Raw genomic sequence first — 22,241 nt, forward strand, 5'->3', positions numbered from 1 at the left:
TAAACTGCGGTTTAGACGCCTTTGAATTAGATTATCAACGCTGGCTTACTCGAAATCGCCCATATCGAAACCAAGCGCGCGGGCGACGGTGAAGATGTCCTTGTCGCCACGACCACACAAGTTCATGCAGATCAGGTGATCTTTCGGCAGTGTCGGCGCGATCTTGGCGACATGCGCCAGGGCGTGGCTGGGTTCCAGCGCGGGGATGATCCCCTCGGTCTGACACAGCAGCTGGAAGGCATCCAGCGCTTCACGGTCCGTGATCGAAACATATTCGGCGCGGCCGATATCGTGCAGCCAGGAATGTTCTGGCCCGATGCCCGGATAATCAAGACCAGCAGAGATCGAATGGCCCTCAAGAATCTGCCCGTCGTCATCCTGAAGCAGGTAGGTGCGGTTGCCGTGCAGAACGCCCGGACGACCGCCGGTCAGCGAAGCGCAGTGCTCCATCTTCTCGTTCACGCCTTTGCCGCCCGCTTCGACGCCGATGATCCGAACATCCTTGTCATCGAGGAACGGGAAGAACAGGCCCATCGCATTCGAGCCACCGCCAATCGCTGCGATCAGCGTGTCGGGCAAACGGCCTTCGGCCGCCAGCATCTGCTGTTTGGCTTCTTTACCGATGATGGCTTGGAAATCGCGAACCATGGCCGGGTACGGGTGCGGACCAGCCACGGTGCCGATGCAGTAGAACGTGTCGCGCACGTTGGTCACCCAATCGCGCAGCGCGTCGTTCATTGCGTCTTTCAGCGTGCCACGTCCCGAGGTGACCGGAATGACTTCGGCACCCAAAAGGCGCATACGGAAGACGTTGGGGGCCTGACGCTCTACGTCATGGGCACCCATGTAGACGACACACTTCAGACCAAACTTCGCACAGACGGTCGCTGTGGCCACGCCATGCTGCCCTGCCCCGGTTTCCGCGATGATCCGGGTCTTACCCATGCGGCGCGCCAGCAGGATCTGACCCAGCACGTTGTTGATCTTGTGGGCGCCGGTGTGGTTCAGTTCGTCCCGCTTCAGGTAGATCTTGGCGCCGCCCAGATGCTCGGTCAGACCGGGGGCATAGTACAGCGGGCTGGGGCGGCCGACATAGTGCTCCCACAGGTCGTCCATCTCAGCCCAGAAGCTGTCGTCGGTCTTGGCCTTTTCGTATTCTTCTTCAAGGCTCAGGATCAGAGGCATCAGGGTTTCACTGACAAAGCGGCCACCGAAATCGCCGAACCGGCCGTTTTCATCTGGGCCAGTCATAAAGCTGTTGAATAGGTCGTTCATCTTTTTATCCTTCTAGAACCCAAATTCGCTCTTAAGCATCTCAAAGAGTTCCTGAGCCGATTCTTCGCTGAATTGTAGTGTTTGGCTTAGCTTCTCAGGATTGTCCCGTTCCGCCGACCCGTAGGTGTTTAACTGAAGGATGCGCCGCCCGCCATTCTCTTCAACCATGTATCTACACACCAACTGGGTCGGGTGCAGGGCCTTGATCGAACGATCGTCCTTTTCAAGCTTAGTTACTAGAGCCAATTCAGCCTCCTTGCGCAGCCTCGATGAAGGCCGCGATCATATCGCTATCTTTTTGCCCCGGTGCGCTTTCCACACCCGAGGAGACATCTACTTGTTGTGCGCCCGTCCGGCGGGCGGCTTCGCCGACGTTGTCCGGGGTCAGACCACCGGCCAGCATCCACGGTTTTGTCCAGTATTTGCGTCCTGCCAGAAGTGTCCAGTCAAAGGACAGGCCATTGCCCCCCGGCAGGTCCGCGTTCTTTGGCGGTTTCGCGTCGATCAGCAACTGGTCAGCCACCGGCATATAGGCGTCAATCTGTGCCAGATCCTCGGCGTCGGCAATACCGACGGCCTTCATCACTGGCAGTCCGTAACGCTCTTTCACCTCGGCAACGCGCGCCGGGGTTTCCTTGCCGTGAAGCTGCAGCATATCGACGGGCACCTTTGCGGTGATTTCGTCCAGCAGTGCGTTATCGGCATTCACAACCAAGGCCACCTTGGCCACGCCTACGGGAACCTCTGCCGCTAATTCTGCAGCCAGTTCGATCGAAACATTCCGAGGCGACTTCGGGAAGAATACAAATCCAACATAGGCTGCGCCTGCATCCACTGCGGCGGCCACATGGTCGGGCGTCGACAGCCCACAAATCTTTACCCGAATATTGTTCATGCAGGCTGATTTAGCCCGCCTTGGGGCTATCCTCAAGCAAAGCCAGCACTTCGTCCTGATCTTCCTGCTTGGATTTCTTCAAACGGCGCAATTCACGTTCCATCTTGCCCGCGTCACGCTTGGCACGGCTGGCTTCGGCGCGGTGCCGATGTTCGCGCATCCATTCCCACACGAAACCGACCAGCAGGCCGGCGATCAGACCGCCAATCACCACAACGAAAAGCGGCAGTTCGATCTGCCACGCGATCCCTGAGAACACCGCCATCTGCTTTGGCAGCAACGTCAGAGTGACCATCTGGCGATTTGCCAGAGCAAGGGTCAGCAGGCACAGCGCAAGCACTGCGAGGAAAAAATACTTGAGATAGCGCATTGGGTGCGTCCCGTTAGTTGCCGTTCAGGCGATCCCGAAGGAGTTTACCTGTCTTGAAGAAAGGCACGCTTTTGGCTTCGACTTCAACCGATTCACCGGTCCGGGGGTTGCGACCCGTGCGCGCATCGCGCTGTTTGACCGAAAAAGCGCCAAAGCCGCGCAATTCCACGCGGTCGCCGTTCGACATGGCGTCGATAATCTCTTCAAAGATCGTATTCACGATACGCTCGACATCGCGCTGATACAGATGGGGATTTTCGTCTGCGATTTTCTGGATCAATTCCGACCGGATCATTGGTCCGTCACCCTCCCGTAATATGCCGCGCCTTTGTGGTGCGATGCTTGAAATTATGCCGTTCAATATAGGCTGATTTCTTCGGCGCTCAAAGAGAAAGCCTTTGAAAACCCGTGAAATATTCGACTGTTCCGGGTTTCCCAACCCGCCAAAGTCACCTTGCTGACGCCACAAAGCCCGATTGCCGCGACTGCGAAAGCCAAGCTGTGACTTTACGACTTTACGATTCGCGAAAGAAAAGCCCCGCCGGTTGGCGGGGCTTTCCAATAGATTTCAGCGGGTCGCTTATTCGTCGCCTTTGAGCGCGGCACCCAGGATATCGCCAAGCGATGCACCCGAGTCCGAAGAGCCGTACTGTTCGACCGCTTCTTTCTCTTCCGCGATTTCGCGTGCCTTGATCGACAGGCCCAGACGGCGGGTCTTGGAGTCGATGTTGGTGACGCGAACGTCGACTTTGTCGCCAACGCCAAAGCGCTCGGGGCGCTGGTCTGCGCGGTCGCGCGACAGGTCCGAACGACGGATGAAGGACTTCATGCCTTCGTATTCGACTTCGATACCGCCGTCTTCGATCGCAGTGACCTCAACGGTGATGATCGAGCCGCGCTTCACGCCGCCAGTTGCTTCAGCGAACTTGTCGCCGCCCAGAGCTTTGACCGACAGGCTGATGCGCTCTTTGTCGGTGTCCACTTCGGTGACAACGGCCTTGACCATGTCGCCTTTGCGGTAGTTCTGGATCGCGTCTTCGCCACGCTCTTCCCACGACAGGTCGGACAGGTGAACCATGCCGTCGATGTCGTTGTCCAGGCCGATGAACAGACCGAATTCGGTGATGTTCTTGACCTCGCCCTCGACCTCGGTGCCCTCGGGGTTGTTCTCGGCGAACACTTCCCACGGGTTGCGCATGGTCTGCTTGAGACCCAGGGAGACGCGACGCTTGGTGCTGTCGATTTCCAGAACCATGACTTCGACTTCCTGAGAGGTCGAAACGATTTTGCCCGGGTGGACGTTTTTCTTGGTCCAGGACATTTCGGAAACGTGAACCAGACCTTCGACGCCCGGCTCCAGCTCAACAAATGCACCGTAGTCGGTGATGTTGGTGACGCGGCCCATGTGGGTCGATTCCAGCGGGTACTTGGCTTCAACAGCATCCCACGGATCGGCCTGCAGCTGTTTCATGCCAAGGCTGATGCGGTGGGTTTCTTTGTTGATCTTGACGACCTGAACCTTGACGGTTTCGCCGATCGACAGGATTTCCGACGGGTGGTTTACACGGCGCCATGCCATGTCGGTGACGTGCAGCAGGCCGTCAACGCCGCCCAGGTCAACGAACGCACCGTATTCGGTGATGTTCTTGACAACGCCTTCAACTGCCATGCCTTCGGACAGGTTGCCGATGACTTCAGCACGCTGTTCGGCACGCGACTCTTCCAGGATTGCGCGACGCGAAACAACGATGTTGCCACGACGACGGTCCATTTTCAGGATCTGGAACGGCTGCTTCAGACCCATCAGCGGGCCAGCGTCACGTACGGGGCGTACGTCAACCTGCGAGCCGGGCAGGAACGCAACTGCGCCACCCAGGTCGACAGTGAAGCCGCCTTTGACGCGACCGAAGATGGCGCCTTCGACGCGCTCTTCGTCTGCGTATGCTTTTTCCAGACGGTCCCAAGCTTCTTCACGGCGGGCTTTTTCACGGCTGATAACCGCTTCGCCACGGGCGTTTTCAACGCGGTCGAGGTAAACCTCTACTTCGTCGCCAACAGCCACTTCCGGTGCTTCACCAGGGTTTGCGAATTCTTTGAGGTCAACGCGGCCTTCCATTTTGTAGCCTACGTCGATGATGGCTTGGCCAGCTTCGACTGCGATGACTTTACCTTTGACAACCGAACCTTCGTCCGGAGTGTCGATTTCGAAGCTTTCTGCTAGGAGGGCTTCGAATTCCTCCATCGATGTGTTTTGAGCCATGTGGTCTCAGTTTCCTTTACTAACATTTTTGCGGGCCGAGCGGTTGTCTCCGCCGGTCTTGGTTTCATTGCGTCCGGGGCCGGTTTTCCAAGGGCAGCAGTCGCGGTGAAAAACACAAACAAGAAGGGCCAGAGGTCATCCTCGGGCCCTGCTCACCGCGCCTGCGACTCTTAACGGTCGTCAGACAGGCGCGCGTATATGTTGTTTCGGTCAAGTTTGCAAGGGTATCTCGCGGATCGACGTCACCCGTAACGTTCCGGTCCGATCCATTGAACCTCATCATAGCGGTCGCCGTGAGCCCAGCCAATTGGCAGTGCCGCCTCAATCGCGGTTAAGTCAGAGGCGCTTAGTTGAAGCTCCGCCCCCCGCAGGCATTCCTGGAAGTGTTTCAGCGAGCGGCTGCCGGGGATCGGCAGGATATGGTCGCCTTTGGCCAGCAACCAGCCGGTTGCCAGTGCTGCAGCGGGCTCTCCCATCTCTTTTGCGAGCTTGCGCAATCTGTCGGTGGCCTTGATGTTGGCGTCGAAATTCGGCTGAACAAAGCGCGGATTATTAGACATGAAAGCCAGCTGTGACGCCGTTTCGAAGCTAACCGGCGCATCGGTCAGCAAAGAACGCCCGACCGGCGAAAAGGCGACGAGTGTCACGCCAAGTTCAGCGCAGGTTTGCACCAGCCCCAGCTCTGGCGAACGCGTTTGCAGGGAATATTCCGATTGAACGGCGGCGACCGGGTGAACGGCATGGGCCCTGCGCAGACTAGAGGGCGCGATCTCGGAAAAGCCGAAACGGGCGATTTTCCCGGACTTCACGAAGCCCGCGAGAGTCTCGGTAACCTCTTCAATTTCAAATCGCTTGTCGCGGCGGTGCACGTAGAAAAGATCGATCTGCTCGATCCCCATCCGTGCAAGGCTTTTGTCGATTTCTTCCGCAAGATGGGCCGGGTCGTTGGACAGCATACGGTTGCCGTCACTATCGCGCGTGATTGCGGCTTTGGTCGCGATTTTAAACTCCGCACGAGCATTTGGGTTCTTCGCCAAATAGGACCCGATCCATTGCTCTGACCGACCTAAACCATAGACATTGGCGGTGTCGATGTGATCGACGCCCTGCTCGCGCAGCATATCCAGCATTTCATGTGCGGCGTCTTCGGTGGTTTTGCCGTAAAAATCAGAGAACGACATGGCGCCATAGCCAATGCCGGTTACCTCGGGACCATCTGCGCCCAACTTACGTTTCTGCATCGTCATCCCTTTATTCTTACCTGGATCGCTGCAATCGCTGCGGAAATTGCGGCTTCGATATTCATCGAAGTGGTGTCAATGAGAACCGCGTCGTCCGCGGGTTTCAGCGGAGCTGTGGCGCGTTCGCTGTCACGGGCATCACGTTCTTGCAGATCCGCAAGGACTTGCGCCAGCGTGATGTCATGGCCTTTTTCGGTAAGCTCTAGAAAACGGCGCTCTGCCCGGACCTCATCGCTGGCCGTGACATACAGCTTTGCATTGGCATTCGGACAAATCACGGTTCCGATGTCGCGACCGTCAAGAACAGCCCCGCCAGCACGACGGGCAAACGCCCGCTGAAAATCCACCAAAGCGGCCCGCACCTGCGGATCAGCGGCAACTTTGCTGGCGGCCTGGGCGACATCTGGGGTGCGCAGGTCATCACGGTCGATATCTGCCGCCGCCAGAGACTGCGCCGCTTCCAACGCAGCTGCGCCGTTCAAAGTTTTACGTCCTACCGCGCGATACAGCAGTCCTGTGTCGAGATGAGCGAAACCGAAATGGGCGGCAACCGCTTTGGATATGGTCCCCTTGCCCGCTGCGGCGGGCCCATCAATGGCAACTGTAAAAGCTTCATGCATCTTTTCTTTGTTTCCGACGAAGTAAGGCGCGAACACAAATTGCCACGAGCAAAAGTCCCATGGCAATTGTCGTCAAAGTGGATTTCGCGACGGTGACGCCGCTGGCTTTTGCAACAATCTCTGTGGTGAGGTCAGTGGGGTCAAGGCGCAACATCTGTGCAACAAGCGCGTTTTCCCAGAGGTCGGTGATGGTCACCGCCCCACACAAAAGCACGGAAATCAGGCGGAGCGGTTTTGGCACCCCACCAAGCTGGTGCCATAGCGCAAAACCAAGCATCAGCCCTAGAAGCGGTGGGTAGATCAGATCAAACTTGTGCTGCGTCGACAGGTAGAACGCGCGACCCTCTGGTGACAGAGCAACTAGAAACGCTTGGGCATCGTCGTAACTGTACCCACCGGGCCGCATGTCGAACGGCGTCTGTCCGCCGGCAGCTTCCGCAATCAAGGGAAGCGACCAAAAGACCATCACCAGATAAACGCCAAGCGTGACCGCAACCAGAATCCAGAAGCTGCGGCGACTAAAGATCATGCCGAGGTACGCACCAGCTGCGCGCCCAGTTTCTCCATCAACGGCTCGAACACTGGGAAAGAGGTCGCAATCGGGCCCGCGTCATCGACGCTGACCGGTTCTTTCGAGGCCATGCCCGCGCACATGAAGGACATGGCGATACGGTGGTCCAGACGAGCCTCGGCCGTGGCGCCACCCGGCAGACCGCCGGGGCCCATGCCGTGCACGATCAGCGTGTCTTCGTCTTCCTCGATGGTAGCGCCGTTGGCTTCCAGCCCGCGCGCCATGGCGTCGATGCGGTCGCTTTCCTTGACGCGCAGTTCCTTGACGCCCTTCATCACGGTCTTGCCCTCGGCATAGCAGGCAACGACTGACAGGATCGGGTATTCGTCGATCATGGACGGGGCGCGTTCTGGCGGAACCTCGATCCCCTTCATGTTGGGCGAGAACTTGGCGCGCAGATCGGCAACAGGTTCGCCGCCCTCTTCACGTTCGTTTTCATAGGTCAGGTCAGCGCCCATCTCGCGCAGCGTGGTGAACAGGCCAGCGCGGGTCGGGTTCAGGCCGATATTCGGGATCAGTACGTCAGAGCCTTCGACGATCAGCGCCGCGCAGACCGGGAAAGCCGCACTGGACGGGTCGCGAGGGACCGTGATGGTCTGCGGCTTCAGCTCTGGCTGGCCTTTCAGGGTGATCACACGGCCTTCGTCGGTGTTCTCGACCGTGATGTCGGCACCAAAGCCGGCCAGCATACGTTCGGTATGGTCGCGGGTGGCTTCCTTCTCGATCACAACGGTGTCGCCGGCCACGTTCAGGCCAGCCAGAAGGACCGCCGATTTCACCTGTGCAGACGGCATGGGCACGGTATAGCGCACGGCCACAGGATCGGCAGCGCCGACGATGGTCATCGGCAAACGGCCACCTTTGCGCCCATAGGATTGCGCACCGAACAGCGCGACAGGATCGGTGATCCGGCCCATCGGGCGAGACCGCAGCGAGGCATCGCCGGTAAAGGTCGCAGTGATATCAGAGGTCGCCATGCAGCCCATGATCAGGCGCACACCGGTACCAGAGTTACCGCAATCGATGACATTTTCGGGCTCGGCGAACCCGCCGACGCCCACGCCATTGACCGTCCACTCGCCTTCGCCGTGGTGGGTCACTTCGGCGCCAAAGGCACGCATCGCCTTGGCAGTATCCAGAACGTCGTCGCCTTCTAGCAGGCCAGAGATCTTGGTCTCACCCACGGTCAGCGCGCCAAGGATCAGCGACCGGTGGCTGATCGACTTGTCGCCCGGCACAAGGGCTGTGCCCTTCAGCGGCCCGCATTTGCGAGAGGTCATCGGGATCGGGTCACCGTGGCTGGACATGGGCGTTCCTTCACTTCGTGTTAGCGCCCGAAGGATTAGCCAATCCCGCCCGGAGCGTCCACAGTGAAATCAGCCCTCGCGTTCACCCAGCCAAATCTCGGGGTTGTCGACGGCGATCTGGCGGAAGACCTCTTCGCCCAATGCATTGCGTAGACGAAAGCAAACGGCGCGCTCCGACAGCTTCTCTTGCCGGGTCATATAGAAGTCGGATCCGAACAATACCCGGGATCGCAGGCGTTCCCCCTCTTCATCGTCACTAAGCAGGAACAGGCGCAGGAAGGGGATGTAATCGTCGAAGTGGAACAGGGTATAGGAAATGTCCGTCCACAGGTTCGGATGGTTGCCCGAACCGATCATCTTGCGGATCTGGACCTGCCAGTTGTCTTTGCCCGCAGGTGCCTTTCCATCGGCATAGGCTTTCCAGTCACCCTGCCCGCCGAAATGCGCCAAGCAAATCCGCAGATCTGGAAACTTGCGCATCACGGGGACATAGGCGCGCGGTTCGGTATAGCGGTTGGCAGAATGGTCAGAGACCCATTTGCCCTGCACCCCGCCGCGCGAGCAATGGGTCATCACGGGGCGGTTTAGCTTTTCGACGACCGGGTAGACTTTATTCATCAGCACATGGTGGTCCGGCGCAAAGCCCATGCGGGGATAGATCTTCAATCCGCGGAAATGCAGGTCTTCCAGTGCGCGCACCCCTTCTTCGGCGCTACCGGGGGCCATTGGGTTGACCGTTGCAAAGGGGATCACCGTGCCAAGGTGGTCGGGGTGCATCGCCAGCCTGTTCAATTCGTCATGCTGTTCGCGCTGGCTGACCGGGACCGGCCCATAGTCGATGTTGCGCATATCCATCGGCAACACCACGAACCGCGTGTTCGAGGGATAGTGCTTTTTCACCTGCTCAAGCACGGCTTGCTGCGAGGTTCGCGCGGCCTCTTTCTGGAACTGGTAAAGCCGGTCGACCTTATCCGCGATCGGGTGCTGACCCAGCAACCGCGCTAGCCCGGCTAACCCTTTGATCAGGAACGGGGCACGTTTGAACAACCGCAGGAAAACATACGGGTAATCCCGCGGGACATGCTCGCTGGTGAAGGTATGGATGTGGCAGTTGGTAATGCGAATTTCTGGCAATCTGGACATGAAATACTCCGTCGGAAATCACCAACAGAGTACACGTTCAGCGCGAGTCGCGCATCCCTACTTGCGCCGGAATGTCAGATAATGCGGGGTCCGGCCTTCGCGCAGGGCTTTCTGCTCGTAACGCGTGGAAATCCAATCATCCCAAGGGTTTCGCCAATCCTCTGGGCCTTCTGCCAGCCATTCGAACCCGTGGCGCGGCACCTGTTCTAGTGTCTGGCGGACATAGTCGGGAATGTCAGTCGCCACGCGAAAGATCGAGCCGGGCTTCAGCACGCGCGCCAGCGGTTCCAGATGTTCGGGCGTCACAAAACGGCGACGGTGGTGGCGCTTTTTCGGCCACGGGTCGGGATACAGCAGGAACGCCTTCGAGATCGAGGCATCGGGAAGCACGTCGAACATGTCGCGGACGTCGCCGGGGTGGATGGCGACGTTTTCGACATTCGCTTCGCGCAGTTTGCCCAGCAACATGGCGACACCGTTAATGAAAGGCTCGCACCCGATGATGCCCACATCGGGGTTCTGCACGGCTTGATGAACCATATGCTCACCACCGCCAAAACCGGTTTCCAGCCAGATCTCGCGGTCGCCAAAAAGCGCCTTCAGGTCCAATGGCTTACGGTCCGGGTTTTCCTCCCAGGTGACGCCTTCGGGCGTGTACTCTTTCAGGTCGGTTTCCAGATATTCCTTCTGGCTGTCGCGCAGGGTCTTACCCTTAAAACGGCCATAGAAGTTGCGCCACGGGGCGCCCGAGGGGTGTTTATCATCAGCGGTCATGGGCGCGATTTAGCCGGGAATTAGCCGATACACAATCCGTACAGACCGCGTACAGAACCTGTACATACGCTTGTACGGCCCGCAAACCCCGGCCCAAAGCCGGTGATTTTCGATTTTTTGCGCGGATTTGGCGTTCAATTGCGTTAACCTGAGCATCGGCAATGACGAGCCACCCGCCAGCCCGATGGGCAGGTCAGAACTCTGCGAAGGAAGACAAGATGGGAGAGATCGTTGGAATTGTCGCAGGCCAAAGCGGCGGTGGCGGAGGTGGCAGCAGCGCGCCCCCGCCTGCGGACTGGGGCGGGTTTGGCGCCTCGGACCCGATGAGCCTGCTGATGGTTGGGGCCGTGGCGGCGGTTGGGATTTATATTTTCTTCCTACGCTAAGCGCGGACCCGTAGGATGGGTGCTCTGCACCCATCGTCCCCCAATTGCACCGGCAGATGATGGGTGCAGAGCACCCACCCTACGGATCAGGCACCCCAAAACGAAAACGCCCGGCGCTTGGCCGGGCGTTTCTTTTATCAGATGGCTTTCTTCAGCGTGTCGACCAGATCTGTCGCTTCCCAGCTAAAGCCACCGTCCGCGTCGGGTGCGCGGCCGAAGTGGCCGTAGGCGGCGGTGCGTTCAAAGATGGGTTTGTTCAGTTGCAGATGCTCGCGGATGCCGCGCGGTGTCAGGTCCATGACCTGTGCGACGGCTTTCTCAATTTCAGCTTCAGGCACTTTGCCGGTGCCATAGGTGTCGACATAGATCGACAGCGGCTTGGCCACGCCGATGGCGTAGGACAGCTGCAGGCAGCAGCGGTCGGCCAGACCGGCCGCCACGATGTTCTTCGCCAGATAGCGCGAGGCATAGGCCGCCGAACGGTCAACCTTGGTCGGGTCTTTGCCCGAGAAGGCACCGCCACCGTGGGGCGCGGCCCCACCATAGGTATCGACGATGATCTTGCGACCGGTCAGGCCTGCGTCACCATCAGGGCCGCCAATGACGAACTTGCCGGTGGGGTTCACGTGCCAAACGGTGTTGCCGGTGATCCAGCCCTCTGGCAGTTCTTCGCGGATATAGGGTTCGACGATCTCACGCACGTCACCCGAGGACAGCTCTGGGTCCAGATGCTGGGTCGACAAAACGATCGAGGTCACCTCGACCGGTTTGCCATTTTCATAGCGGACCGACAGCTGCGATTTGGCGTCCGGGCCCAGCTTGGGCTCGACGCCCGATTTACGGACCTCGGCCAGACGGCGCAGGATCGCGTGGGAATAAAGGATCGGGGCGGGCATCAACGCGTCGGTTTCATTCACCGCATAGCCAAACATGATACCCTGGTCACCGGCGCCTTCATCTTTGTTGGCAGCCGCATCAACGCCCTGCGCGATGTCGGCGGATTGGGCGTGCAGGTAGTTATCTACATTCATGTTGGCCCAGTGAAAGCCTTTTTGCTCGTACCCAATGTCCTTCACGCATGCGCGCGCGATATCCTCGACGCGCTCGATGACAGAACCGGGGCCGCGGACTTCGCCGCCGATAACAACACGGTCGGTGGTGGCAAAGGTCTCACACGCGACGCGGGCATAGGGGTCTTCGGACAGGAAAGCGTCCAGAACGGCGTCGGAAATGCGGTCGCAGACCTTATCCGGGTGGCCCTCTGACACGGATTCAGAGGTAAAAATATAGTTCTGACGGGACATGAAAAGTGCTCCATTAGGGTTATCCCCGCCACGTCAGGAAGCCGTTGTGGCGGTTTGTTCAAGCGGGCTTACGCGCGTGTTAGCACGCGGTCAATGGGGATATAGGCGCGCACGGTAAAGAAGCACGCCATAAAGGGCAAAAAGCAGCAAAATACCGGGTAAATTGCCGGTTTTCGCATAGATCGTTTCCGGAAGCGCCCCCGGCAACGTGGCGTCAAAGTATCCGCGGGTCTTCAGATCAAGCCGTTCACGAACATTGCCATGCGCATCAATCATGGCCGAGATACCCGTGTTGGCGGCGCGAACGGCGGGCAGGCCTTGCTCGATTGCGCGCAGGCGGGTCTGTGCCAGATGCTGGCGCGGCATGACGCTGTCCCCGAACCACGCGTCATTGGTCAGGTTGGCGATCCATGAGGGACGCCCGTTGTTGGAGCCTGCGTCCTGCGGGAAGATCGCCTCGTAGCAGATCAGGGGACGGGCGACGCCAAGGGGACCAAGGTCAAGCACCTGTCCGCGCGGACCGTGGCTGTAGCCGTTGCCGGCCTCGGCGGCGAAATTGCCGATGCCAAGAAGGTCATCCAGAACTGCGCCATAGGGGGTGTATTCGCCAAAGGGCACAAGGCGGGCCTTGTCGTAGGTGGCGGTGACCTGCCCCCCTGCCCCGATCACGGCAAGGCTGTTGTAAAGGCGCTCTCCCTTGCGGCGCTGCACGCCGAACATCACGGGGGTATCGTTGGACGCCGCCGCCATCATCTTCATCGCCGGGGCCTTGTCGCCAAGACCATAGGCGACGGCGGTTTCCGGCCAGATGATAAGGTCTGGACTGGGGCCCTCGACGGGTGCCTCGGTCAGGGTTAGTTGGAGGTCAAAGAAATCACGGACATAGTCCGGGTCCCATTTGAGGTGCTGCGCGGCGTTTGGTTGGACGACGCGGAAGGTCAGGTCAGTGTCAGGTGCCGGTTGGGTTTCACGCAACAGGCCGAACCCCGCCAAGGCAAGTGCTGGTACCAGAGCCAGCCCCGACACGACAAGGTGGCGGTGCAGCGTCAGAAGCGCGGCAGGGATCAGACAGGTGACAAGGGCAAGCCCATAGGGCCCAACCAGCGCCGCCCCCTGCGCCACCGGCGTATCCAGCCAAATCGCGCCAAGCGGTGCCCACGGAAAACCCGTAAACACATAGGCGCGACCAAGGTCCGTCAGGGGCAGCGCAATCGCCAGCGCCCACAGGCGCGCAGTGCGGTCTTGGCCTGCAACAAAGCCCAAGGCCGCAGCGGCGGCCCAGAACAGCGCGATCCCTGCGGACATGGCGAATAGCGCGAATGGCGCCATCCAGCCATGCCGGGCGGCATCGACGAAGAAGGGCATGACGATCCAGTGGTGCGTCGCCGCGATATAGCCAAGCCCAGCCCACCAGCCCAAGCCTATGGCCCGGCGCAGGTTCGGGGCCGAGGCGATAAGGTGAAACATCCCCGCCAGCGCCAGCACCGTTACCGGCCACAGGCCAAACGGTGCCTGACCGAAAGAGACCAAGGCCCCACAGACCAATGCCAGCGCCGGAGCGCTAGTCAGGGTCCGCCTAAGGCGCGATGCTTCAGCTGTCTGCGGCACCTGACTTTGGGTCCATCTCTTTGGGAAAGCGCACGCGCATCCGCTTGATCCGGCGCGGGTCGGCGTCGAGGATTTCGAATTGGGCACCTGCGGGGTGAGGAATGATCTCTCCGCGCACGGGGACGCGACCGACCATCACGAAAACCAGACCGCCAAGTGTGTCGATGTCTTCGTCTTCATCCTCGGCCAGTTTGATGCCGGTTTCGGCCTCGAACTCGTCCAGTGGGGTCTTGGCCTGCACAAGGTAGGATCCCGATTTCTCACGGATCCACGTCAGGGCTTCGTCCACATCATGTTCGTCTTCGATCTCGCCGATGACCTGCTCGATCAGGTCCTCGATTGTCACCAGACCATCAACCCCACCGTATTCGTCGATCACCAGCGCCATGTGCATCCGCTCTTTCTGCATCTTCTGCAGAAGGACACCAATCGGCATCGACGGCGGCACATAAAGCAACGGACGCAACATGACGGTCACGTCGAACTTAGAGCCCTTGCCATTGAAGCCGTGCTTCAGCGCAAAGTCTTTCAGGTGGATCATGCCAAGCGGCGTATCCAGTGTTCCGTCGAAGACGGGCAAACGGCTCATCCCGCTTTCACGGAATACATTGACCAGCTCTTCCTTGCCGATCTCGCCGGGGACCGAGACGATCTCGACCTTTGGAATGGCGACATCTTCGACCCGCATGCGGTGCAGGTTGCCCATGCCCAAGGGCTGCGGCTGGCCGGCCACCGGTTCGGGTGCCGCCTCTTCAGGATCGGTTTGGGGGGTGCCTGAAAACTTGTGACGCAGGCGTTTTAACAACCCGGTTGCGTTCTGCTCAGATTCTGACTGCGCGCTTTGCGCCGCGATAGAAGACCCGTCGGCCTCGGAATTCATCTCTTTCACCATGTTGCGGGGATCAAACTGTCCCCAGACTATTCATATGGGTTGCCAATCCCCAAGGATGCAAGGATTTCAACCTCTAAACCTTCCATTAGTGATGCATCTTTTGGTCGAATGTGGTCGAAACCCAACAAATGGAGGGTTCCATGGACCAAAAGATGGGTCACATGCTCTTCCATCGGCTTGCCCTGCTCTGCTGCTTCGCGCGCGCAGGTCTCATAGGCGATCGCGATATCGCCCAACTCTGCATCCATCGGATTGTCGGCGCTTGGCAGCTCTGGCATCGCGCCGTCCTCTTCCGCTGCGCGTTCGTCCGAGGGCCAGCTAAGGACGTTGGTCGGCTGTGGCTTACCCCGGAAATCGGCGTTCAGCTCAGCGATGCGCGCGTCATCACAGCCCAGCAGACTGATCTCGAAATCATCCGCGGGCAGGTTCAGATGGGTCAGCGTAGCCGCGCACGCAGTATCGGCCCGCGCTTGCAGGTCAGCCCAACGGTCGTCTTCAAGGACGCAATCAACCAGGTTGTTCATCGGCCTTGTCATACGCGTGAATGATCTTGGCTACCAGATGGTGCCGCACGACATCTTTGGCTGTGAAATAGTTGAACGAGATATCGGGGATGCCCGCCAAAATGCGTTCAGCATCCCGCAGGCCCGATTGCACGCCGCGCGGAAGGTCGACCTGCGACCTGTCACCGGTGATCACCATACGAGAGCCCTCGCCCAGACGGGTCAGGAACATCTTCATCTGCATGGTCGTGGCATTCTGGGCCTCATCCAGCACGACAAATGCGTTGGACAGAGTGCGTCCCCGCATAAAGGCCAGCGGCGCAATTTCGATCTTCTTTTCTTCGATCAGTTTGGTCACCTGCTTGCCGGGCAGGAAATCCCCCAGCGCGTCGTAAAGCGGCTGCATGTAGGGGTCGACCTTGTCTTTCATGTCACCCGGCAGAAAACCCAGACGCTCGCCCGCCTCGACCGCGGGACGAGACAACAGGATCTTATCGACCTTGCCCTCAATGAACATGTTCACGGCCACGGCGACGGCCAAGTAGGTCTTGCCAGTGCCCGCCGGACCAATGCCAAAGCCCATCTCATGCTCGAATAGGGACTTCACATAGGCCTGCTGCGCCTCTGTCCGGGGTTCGATCAGTTTCTTGCGGGTCTTGATCTCGATCTTGCCGCCTTTGAACAGCTCCATCTGATCGCCGTCACGGACACCAGTGTCTTCACCGGAATCGCCCATGCGGATCTCGCCATTGATGGCGCCCGCGTCGATGGATCGACCCGCTTCCAGCTTTTCGTAAAGGTTCTGAAGTACTCTTACCGCCTGATCCCGCGCGTCCGTTTCGCCGACGATCGCCAGCTGATTTCCACGGCGCAGGATGTTTACCCCTAGTTTTTGCTCGATCTGGGCGAGGTTGCGATCGAACTCGCCACAAAGGTCGATCAGAAGACGATTGTCGGGGAACTCCAACAAGATTTCATGTGCGTCTTGCATGGTTGGCGGGGGTGTCAGTTCACTGAGGCCCAAAGCGACTCCATTTGCTCGTATCTGTACAGATATGGTGGACCCCTTGAGAGATTCCCGCAAGGGATAGATGTGAGATTTCACGAAAGTGGTACAAAACCTGCCTAGCCCGTGGGCGGTTTTTGGTCGGGAGTGGTGGGTTTAGGGCCTCCCCAAGGACCCAAATGGCGGTCTAATTGAGATGTATGACTGGCATATGACCTGCATATGACTTGCATATGAGTAAAATCGCTTTTCGGAGCCGCCCCGCTTATCCTTCTAAGTGGGGTGGGTGTTCACCCCCATCTTGGTTTGGTCCAAGGTTTCGATGGGCGTCTCACCAACCCTACATCTGCAAAAGGTAGACAACGTCATCGCTCTACACAGTTTCTAAACCGGACGCTTCTCAAAACTGTTCGAATAGGAACCATAAACGCGTCGGTACGATGTACGCACATCAATAAGTCGCGTGTATCTTCGCTTTCAAAGCTTGAAAATTCATGTCATAAAATTTCTGAAAAGGGAGCCATCAAATTTAGGCCGGTGCAGTCGGTACCTTCAGCGCACATATTGACGACAGCCGAAATTTGAAGGTCTGAAAGGAGCCGCGAATAGAAAGCCAACCGTTCTTCATCATGCGCTTTGCCCATTTCATAATTGATTGCTTGATTCGCAACCTCTGACCACGAAAAAACAAGTGAGAATAATTCGTGATCATACATTCTAAGTGCTCGCGAGACAAAAAAGACTGACGAGCTATGATTCATTTCCCGGTAGATACCCTTCAAGAATTCCCGGTCACCCATATCTTTCAAATCCAGAACTAACAATGCGTATGGGTGGCAATCTTCGGTTGTCTCGATATCTTCCCCAGCGAGAAACTTTGTGTAAGCTTCGCACGGAATAACTCCATCAAAGATGGCGCGCTGATTGATGATGCTTGCATTGGCTGCCCCCCCGAAAAACGCACTCCAGAGTATGCCACCAGCCAAAACCGAAACAGTCCCAAAACTCAATGCAAACACCACTTCACCTAACTGCTTAAAATCCATTTCTATGATTACATAGCAGCTACTTTTCAACCAAACATCTTCGACGTGTTGTTTCTTCCCTTCCCCCAATGACACAGGGCGCGCCGGACCGCAGGTGGCGTGAAGCGCCTGCCCATACGGGCGGTCAGGCGCGGCCTGGGCCGCAAGCGTCTGGGGCGGAATTTGGCGAAAGTTTAGAGTGCTCACCATTTCAGCAGGTGAGGAGGTCGTTAAACATGCAATTTAGCGGCGCGCCTGTCGCGGGTTTTCGGCTTGGGTTTCAGCGCGGAAATAGAAGTTTCTTGCCTGAAACAAATTCACAAATGATAATCTGTTTATTCATCTTTTAGGGCGAACCACTTCCGCCTGAACACGAAGGTGCAAAAAGCCCACAGGGCATATCTGGGAGGAAACTATGAAATTAACTCGTATTGCAGCGGTGGTACTGGCCGCGTTCTGGACAATGATCGGTCTACCCGCGTCGGCCCATGATGACGCGCCGGAGCATGACGTGCACAGGATTGTCATGCAGGTCAGCGACAATGAAAAGGGCACGTTCAACAAGGTCCTTAACAACGCGACGAACATGTCGAAATACTTTCTGGAGCGTGGCGAAGACTATGAGATCGAGATCGTCGCCTATAACGCAGGCCTTCACATGCTGCGCCCGGACACGTCCCCGGTTCTGGATCGCATCCAATCGTTCACTGACAGTGTTCCGAACGTGACCATTTCTGCCTGTGGCAATACCATCAATATGATGAGCAAGAAGTCTGGGAAAGAGGTCAGCATCGTTGAAAATGCTCGGGTCGTCCCCGGCGGTGTCATCCGACTGATGGAGCTGAGCGACCAAGGTTACTTCATGATCCGTCCGTAAGGCGCCAAGAAGTTGGGGCTTAACGCGCAGCTTCTTTGGTTTTCAAAAGAACGGGGTGGGTGTTCGCAGCCACCCTTTAGGCCCAAGCGGCAGGGCGACATGGCCGCATTCAATCGAAATTCGACAGGTGCGTGCTGGCCGGATGCAAGTCACCGGATCAGCCCTGATTGTTCATTGGCTCCGCAATTTCCAAAGCGCCAGGAACGTGACGACGCCGATAACAACCAGCACGCCCGAGATGACCAGAAAGGCCGACTGGCTTGTGGCCATAGGGATCCCCGCAACATTCATTCCCAGAAGACCGGTCACAAAGCTTAGCGGCAGGAAGACCCCGGCAACGATCGAAAGCAGGACCATGGTGCTGTTCAATCGTTCGGCGACACGCACGGCGATAAAGTCCTGCAGGATGGCGGCGCGGTGGTGCATGGTATCAAGCTGTTCGACCAATCGGGTGATCCGGTCGACGATCTCTTTCAAGCGGCGCTCTTGCACTTCGGTCTGCCAGACGAATGTCTCGGCGATCAGGACATCAAGCGCATCTCGTTGTGGCGCGATGAAGCGCCTAAGGCGAACGATTGTTCGTCTCATGTCCGCGATGGTCTCGCGGAGTTCATGCACCCGGTCTTGGGCTTGTTCCTCTTCAAGATCATCCAGTTCCGTGTCCAGCGCATCAACGACGCTTTCCATGCCTTCGGTCAGCTTGTCGGCAAGCGCGACCACGAAATCCCCGGGGGTACCGGGGCCAACGCCACCTTCGATCCACTCTGCCATTTGGCCAACCGCGGCAAGTTCGCGGAACTGGCAGGTGACGACCTTTTCGTGATCCAGCCACAGCCGGACCGAGACCATATCTTCGGGTTCGGCCCCGTGCTGTGAGTTGACGCCTCTCAGGTTGATAAGGGCGCCTTCGCCATGGGGGGTGCATCTGGGGCGCGTTTCCTCGGCCAACAAAGCGGTTACAACAAGATCATCAAGACCAATCTCGGTGCGCAACCGCGAACCCGCCTTGGGGTCAGCGACACCCATTCGGTGCCAGGTGGCATCGGGTGCTTGGTCCTGCTGTTGTGAAGCCGAATTAAGCCGCAAGGTTTGAGAGGGGGAATTCGTCATGTTTGGTATCCAGAACCCTGTAAGTCGCCTGCTATTTTCTGACGCTTTCTAACAGCTTAGCTGATAGATTTCGTTTTAACAAAGTCTGGAGATTTACATGATTCTCGAATTACTCGTTTCCCCCGAAGCATGGGCGGCCTTTTTGGCCTTGGTCACCTTGGAGATCGTTCTGGGTATCGACAACCTGATCTTCATATCCATCATCACCAACAAGCTGCCAGAGCACCAGCAACCTATGGCGCGGCGTGTCGGGATCGGCTTAGCATTGGGAATGCGGCTGGTTCTGCTGGCGGCGATTTCTTGGATCGTGGGTCTGGTAGAGCCGGTTTTCGATCTGGGATGGCAAGGGCCTTTGGGCGCCCACGGAGAGCCCTCGTTCGAAACAGCGTTTTCGTGGCGCGACCTGATCCTTATCAGCGGCGGGCTTTTCCTTGTTTGGAAAGCGACGACCGAGATTCAGCACAAGGTTCAGCCTGAACCGGCGCAGACCGTGTTTGCTTCGAAACCTGTTCAAGTGGGGTTAACGGCCGTCATCATTCAGATTGTTGCGCTGGACCTTGTGTTCTCTATCGACAGCATTCTGACCGCTGTGGGCATGACCTCGCACCTGCCGATCATGGTTGCCGCGGTTGTCATCGCCGTTGCCGTGATGTTCGCGGCTGCCGAGCCGGTATCGCGCTTTGTACAGGCAAACCCGACCGTCATCATGCTGGCTTTGGCGTTCCTGCTGATGATCGGGATGGTCCTGATTGCGGACGGGTTTGGACGGCATGTGCCCAAGGGGTACATCTATGCCGCGATGGCCTTTGCCGCCTTTGTCGAGGCGTTGAACATGATGGCGCGGCGTCGCGGAAGGCGGACGGCCAAAAGCGAGGCGTAAATCGGCATCAACCAATTGCCCTGCCCTTAGAACAAGGTTCCGACCCATTCGACGAATGGGGACACCAGCCGATGACGTGGCCCTTTGGGCATCACGGCAAGGTATCGGGCATAGAGTTTTTTGGGCAGCGGCACTTCGACCAGTCGGCCAGAGGCAAGGTCGTCCCGGGTGAACTGTTCACTGAAAAGGGTCGCGCCCATTCCCTGTCGTACCGCCTCTAGCAGCAAGTTGGGGCTGCCGATGGGGGTGAAATTCAGCCGCTCCACGTCCAACCCGCAATCGCGCATCATCATCAGTTTGCTTGTCATGCCTTCGTGTTCGAGCCACGGCAGGGATTGAGGGTTGGACGACGCCTCTTTCAGCAACTGGGGTGCCACAATGCCCACCACACGCATTGCGGCCACCGGCTCTACGTCCAGACTGGGCCAAGTAAGATCTGCGTTATAGGGAATAGCGCGGATCGCAAGATCAAACCCCTCCGCCGCCACATCCACATATTCGCGTGTTGGGTGGATCGAGATTTCTGCCCCGGGGTGGGCGTCCCAGAACTCTGACAAACGCGGCATGATGATCCGGTCCACAAGGAACGGTGTGGCTGTCACGCGTATCCCGCGCCGGCTTTCACGGTCACGGACGGTTTCGATCCCTTCCGAGATCGCCTCGAAGCCCTGCGCAAGAGATCGGGCCAGCTCTATCCCCACCGGTGTCAATCGTACCGACCTGCCATCACGGACGGCAAGGTTCACGCCTAACGTTTTCTCCAAGCCGCGCACTTGCTGCGCGACCGCCGCGTGGGTGACGTTAAGCAGTCGGGCCGCGCCCGCGAAGTCGCCGCTGCGCGCGGTGGCATCAAAGGCCCGCAGCGCCGAAAGTGATGGCAGGGTTCTCCAATCAAGCAACATGATAGTTGAACTTTCATATTAGCGATTATTCCTGATTAGCCTGAATCGCACCCATTCGCTAGAAATTTAGGAAATAGACAGGTTTTAGGAGATGGTTATGCTAGGTGGTGAGATCGCATCCTATTTCGAACATAAGGTTGAGCATCACGATATGACATCGAGCAGCGTAGAGCTGACCGCATATCAAACGCGCGAAGATGTGCCCTTTGACGTCGCGCGGTCCCTTCTGAACGCTCACCTGACCTGGGCCTACGATGAATTCCGCGCCTTGGGGGCGCCGAAGTTCGACCTGATGGAGCACGCGAGGCGTTTCTTTCTACACTTCGATAGCGTGCTTCCGCCAAACGGAGCCTATTTCCTTGCCCACGACGCCAACAAGCAGGCCGTAGGAACGGGGTCGTTGCGTCGCATCTCAGATGATACAGCGGAAATGAAACACCTCTATGTCAGGCCAGAGGCGCGAGGCGCAGGTGTGGGTCAATCGCTGATCAACGCCCGTATTTCAGCCGCGCGTGCCTTGGGTATCAAAACGCTTGTCGCGGATACATTTTGTGGAAACGACCCGATGATCCGGCTGTATCGCAGCGCTGGCTTCAAGGATTCCGCGCCGTACGACAGCGCCGTTGCGACGATTACGCCAGAGCTGATCCCGCATCTGCATTATTTCCGGATGGAGCTTTAGCGGAAACGGAAAACGATGCCATCGCGCCATCAAGTTCCGCACGATCTCTCCTTCGAACGCAGCCAGCAAGATTTGAAAATTTTCTAAACCATTTGGTGCAAGCCGCAGAACGTGATTAACATCTGGCACATTAACGTTTTTGGAGAATTTGAAATGATTTCGAAACTAAGTGCTTTTTGCCTTGCCTCAGCCCTGACCGTCACAGCCCTGCCTGCTTCGGCACAAGAAGCTTCCTCGGACGCAAACCCAACGATCAGCATCGCCCTGTCGTGGGTGTTCGGGAAAGGCGCAGCATTCGGCGTGAAGGCCTTTTCGACCGACCGCGAAGGAGATGCGGCCCTGACGCTTGGCATCGACTATCTGTTCAACGATCAAAGCTGGCGCCCGAACATCGGCGCAGCCTATATCGACAACAACGCCTTCATCGACCTGAATCTAGGCTTCGGCAATGGCGGCACCGACTTTGGCGTGGGTATTGGCCCGATTGACAGCAGTCAGGACAGCGCCCCGCTTCTGCCCCCGATTATCGAAAATAGTCCCGAAGATTAATAAGCGCTTTCGTAAAGCAAATAATTACGCCCGCCCGAAAAGGGCGGGCGTGTCCTGTCCG

At 58.0% G+C, this 22,241-nt stretch carries 25 protein-coding genes and 1 riboswitch; of the genes, 5 read left to right on the plus strand and 20 right to left on the minus strand.

Annotated elements, in window-relative coordinates:
* Positions 1-45 precede the first annotated feature (45 nt).
* The 12 genes from trpB to trmB all read right to left on the minus strand — a co-directional run bounded on the left by trpB (position 46) and on the right by trmB (position 10,456).
* Entirely contained in the window at positions 46-1,275 is a 1,230-nt protein-coding gene (gene trpB, locus CLM58_RS14695; protein WP_095596625.1) for a tryptophan synthase subunit beta, read from the minus strand.
* Positions 1,276-1,287: 12 nt separating this feature from the next.
* Positions 1,288-1,521, minus strand: a complete 234-nt coding sequence (locus tag CLM58_RS14700; protein WP_095596626.1) for a hypothetical protein — start codon at positions 1,519-1,521, stop codon at positions 1,288-1,290.
* Between the two features lies 1 nt (position 1,522).
* The gene (locus CLM58_RS14705; RefSeq protein ID WP_095596627.1) at positions 1,523-2,170 is read right to left on the minus strand and encodes a phosphoribosylanthranilate isomerase; all 648 of its coding nucleotides are present in this window, start codon (positions 2,168-2,170) and stop codon (positions 1,523-1,525) included.
* 10 nt (positions 2,171-2,180) lie between these two features.
* On the minus strand, positions 2,181-2,540 hold the full coding sequence (locus CLM58_RS14710) for a LapA family protein (protein ID WP_095596628.1): 360 nt from the start codon (positions 2,538-2,540) through the stop codon (positions 2,181-2,183).
* A 13-nt stretch (positions 2,541-2,553) separates the two neighbouring features.
* A complete protein-coding gene (ihfB, locus tag CLM58_RS14715) occupies positions 2,554-2,835 on the minus strand; it encodes an integration host factor subunit beta (RefSeq protein WP_095596629.1) in 282 nt (93 codons plus the stop codon).
* Between the two features lie 285 nt (positions 2,836-3,120).
* Positions 3,121-4,800, minus strand: a complete 1,680-nt coding sequence (gene rpsA, locus CLM58_RS14720; protein WP_095596630.1) for a 30S ribosomal protein S1 — start codon at positions 4,798-4,800, stop codon at positions 3,121-3,123.
* Positions 4,801-5,042: 242 nt separating this feature from the next.
* The gene (locus tag CLM58_RS14725; RefSeq protein ID WP_095596631.1) at positions 5,043-6,041 is read right to left on the minus strand and encodes an aldo/keto reductase; all 999 of its coding nucleotides are present in this window, start codon (positions 6,039-6,041) and stop codon (positions 5,043-5,045) included.
* A gap of 2 nt (positions 6,042-6,043) precedes the next feature.
* Positions 6,044-6,661 carry a (d)CMP kinase gene (gene cmk, locus CLM58_RS14730; RefSeq protein WP_095596632.1) on the minus strand — a complete coding sequence of 206 codons (618 nt, stop codon included), beginning with the start codon at positions 6,659-6,661 and terminating at the stop codon, positions 6,044-6,046.
* Positions 6,654-7,190, minus strand: coding sequence for a hypothetical protein (locus tag CLM58_RS14735; RefSeq protein WP_095596633.1), 537 nt, complete (start codon positions 7,188-7,190; stop codon positions 6,654-6,656). The genes cmk and CLM58_RS14735 overlap by 8 nt, the downstream gene beginning before the upstream one ends.
* A complete protein-coding gene (gene aroA / locus CLM58_RS14740) occupies positions 7,187-8,539 on the minus strand; it encodes a 3-phosphoshikimate 1-carboxyvinyltransferase (RefSeq protein ID WP_095596634.1) in 1,353 nt (450 codons plus the stop codon). The genes CLM58_RS14735 and aroA overlap by 4 nt, the downstream gene beginning before the upstream one ends.
* Before the next feature lie 69 nt (positions 8,540-8,608).
* Entirely contained in the window at positions 8,609-9,682 is a 1,074-nt protein-coding gene (locus CLM58_RS14745; protein ID WP_095596635.1) for an amidohydrolase family protein, read from the minus strand.
* A gap of 57 nt (positions 9,683-9,739) precedes the next feature.
* Positions 9,740-10,456, minus strand: a complete 717-nt coding sequence (trmB, locus tag CLM58_RS14750; protein ID WP_095596636.1) for a tRNA (guanine(46)-N(7))-methyltransferase TrmB — start codon at positions 10,454-10,456, stop codon at positions 9,740-9,742.
* A 161-nt stretch (positions 10,457-10,617) separates the two neighbouring features.
* On the opposite strand from trmB, the gene CLM58_RS14755 reads away from it, so the two are divergent.
* Positions 10,618-10,842 carry a hypothetical protein gene (locus CLM58_RS14755; protein WP_095596637.1) on the plus strand — a complete coding sequence of 75 codons (225 nt, stop codon included), beginning with the start codon at positions 10,618-10,620 and terminating at the stop codon, positions 10,840-10,842.
* A gap of 137 nt (positions 10,843-10,979) precedes the next feature.
* On the opposite strand, the gene metK is transcribed toward CLM58_RS14755, so the two are convergent.
* The 6 genes from metK to CLM58_RS14785 all read right to left on the minus strand — a co-directional run bounded on the left by metK (position 10,980) and on the right by CLM58_RS14785 (position 17,387).
* Positions 10,980-12,146 carry a methionine adenosyltransferase gene (gene metK, locus CLM58_RS14760; protein ID WP_095596638.1) on the minus strand — a complete coding sequence of 389 codons (1,167 nt, stop codon included), beginning with the start codon at positions 12,144-12,146 and terminating at the stop codon, positions 10,980-10,982.
* A 6-nt stretch (positions 12,147-12,152) separates the two neighbouring features.
* Positions 12,153-12,202, minus strand: a riboswitch (SAM-SAH riboswitch).
* Between the two features lie 34 nt (positions 12,203-12,236).
* The gene (gene lnt, locus CLM58_RS14765; RefSeq protein WP_229666088.1) at positions 12,237-13,754 is read right to left on the minus strand and encodes an apolipoprotein N-acyltransferase; all 1,518 of its coding nucleotides are present in this window, start codon (positions 13,752-13,754) and stop codon (positions 12,237-12,239) included.
* A complete protein-coding gene (locus CLM58_RS14770) occupies positions 13,738-14,634 on the minus strand; it encodes a hemolysin family protein (RefSeq protein ID WP_095597136.1) in 897 nt (298 codons plus the stop codon). Before CLM58_RS14770 ends, lnt begins: the two co-directional genes overlap by 17 nt.
* 38 nt (positions 14,635-14,672) lie before the next feature.
* Positions 14,673-15,170: an rRNA maturation RNase YbeY gene (ybeY, locus tag CLM58_RS14775; protein ID WP_095596639.1), complete on the minus strand. Its 498-nt coding sequence runs from the start codon at positions 15,168-15,170 to the stop codon at positions 14,673-14,675.
* Positions 15,154-16,140 carry a PhoH family protein gene (locus CLM58_RS14780; protein ID WP_095596640.1) on the minus strand — a complete coding sequence of 329 codons (987 nt, stop codon included), beginning with the start codon at positions 16,138-16,140 and terminating at the stop codon, positions 15,154-15,156. The genes ybeY and CLM58_RS14780 overlap by 17 nt, the downstream gene beginning before the upstream one ends.
* A gap of 512 nt (positions 16,141-16,652) precedes the next feature.
* Positions 16,653-17,387 carry a hypothetical protein gene (locus tag CLM58_RS14785; protein ID WP_143226584.1) on the minus strand — a complete coding sequence of 245 codons (735 nt, stop codon included), beginning with the start codon at positions 17,385-17,387 and terminating at the stop codon, positions 16,653-16,655.
* A gap of 208 nt (positions 17,388-17,595) precedes the next feature.
* Here CLM58_RS14785 and CLM58_RS14790 point away from each other — a divergent pair, with 208 nt between their 5' ends.
* Positions 17,596-18,057 carry a DsrE family protein gene (locus CLM58_RS14790; protein ID WP_229666087.1) on the plus strand — a complete coding sequence of 154 codons (462 nt, stop codon included), beginning with the start codon at positions 17,596-17,598 and terminating at the stop codon, positions 18,055-18,057.
* Between the two features lie 171 nt (positions 18,058-18,228).
* Here the strand turns inward: CLM58_RS14790 and CLM58_RS14795 are convergent, their stop codons facing one another.
* Positions 18,229-19,083, minus strand: coding sequence for a zinc transporter ZntB (locus tag CLM58_RS14795; RefSeq protein ID WP_158221921.1), 855 nt, complete (start codon positions 19,081-19,083; stop codon positions 18,229-18,231).
* Positions 19,084-19,264: 181 nt separating this feature from the next.
* Between CLM58_RS14795 and CLM58_RS14800 the strand changes: the two genes are divergently transcribed.
* Entirely contained in the window at positions 19,265-20,047 is a 783-nt protein-coding gene (locus tag CLM58_RS14800) for a TerC family protein (protein WP_095596644.1), read from the plus strand.
* A 26-nt stretch (positions 20,048-20,073) separates the two neighbouring features.
* Here CLM58_RS14800 and CLM58_RS14805 read toward each other — a convergent pair whose 3' ends face one another.
* The gene (locus CLM58_RS14805) at positions 20,074-20,949 is read right to left on the minus strand and encodes a LysR family transcriptional regulator (RefSeq protein WP_095596645.1); all 876 of its coding nucleotides are present in this window, start codon (positions 20,947-20,949) and stop codon (positions 20,074-20,076) included.
* A gap of 97 nt (positions 20,950-21,046) precedes the next feature.
* Between CLM58_RS14805 and CLM58_RS14810 the strand changes: the two genes are divergently transcribed.
* Positions 21,047-21,631 carry a GNAT family N-acetyltransferase gene (locus CLM58_RS14810; protein WP_158221922.1) on the plus strand — a complete coding sequence of 195 codons (585 nt, stop codon included), beginning with the start codon at positions 21,047-21,049 and terminating at the stop codon, positions 21,629-21,631.
* A 153-nt stretch (positions 21,632-21,784) separates the two neighbouring features.
* Complete coding sequence (locus CLM58_RS14815; RefSeq protein WP_143226585.1) at positions 21,785-22,180, plus strand: hypothetical protein; 396 nt, start codon at positions 21,785-21,787, stop codon at positions 22,178-22,180.
* The last annotated feature ends 61 nt before the right edge of the window (positions 22,181-22,241 follow it).

It is taken from the genome of Actibacterium pelagium, from assembly GCF_002285415.1.
Taxonomy (GTDB): domain Bacteria; phylum Pseudomonadota; class Alphaproteobacteria; order Rhodobacterales; family Rhodobacteraceae; genus Actibacterium_B; species Actibacterium_B pelagium.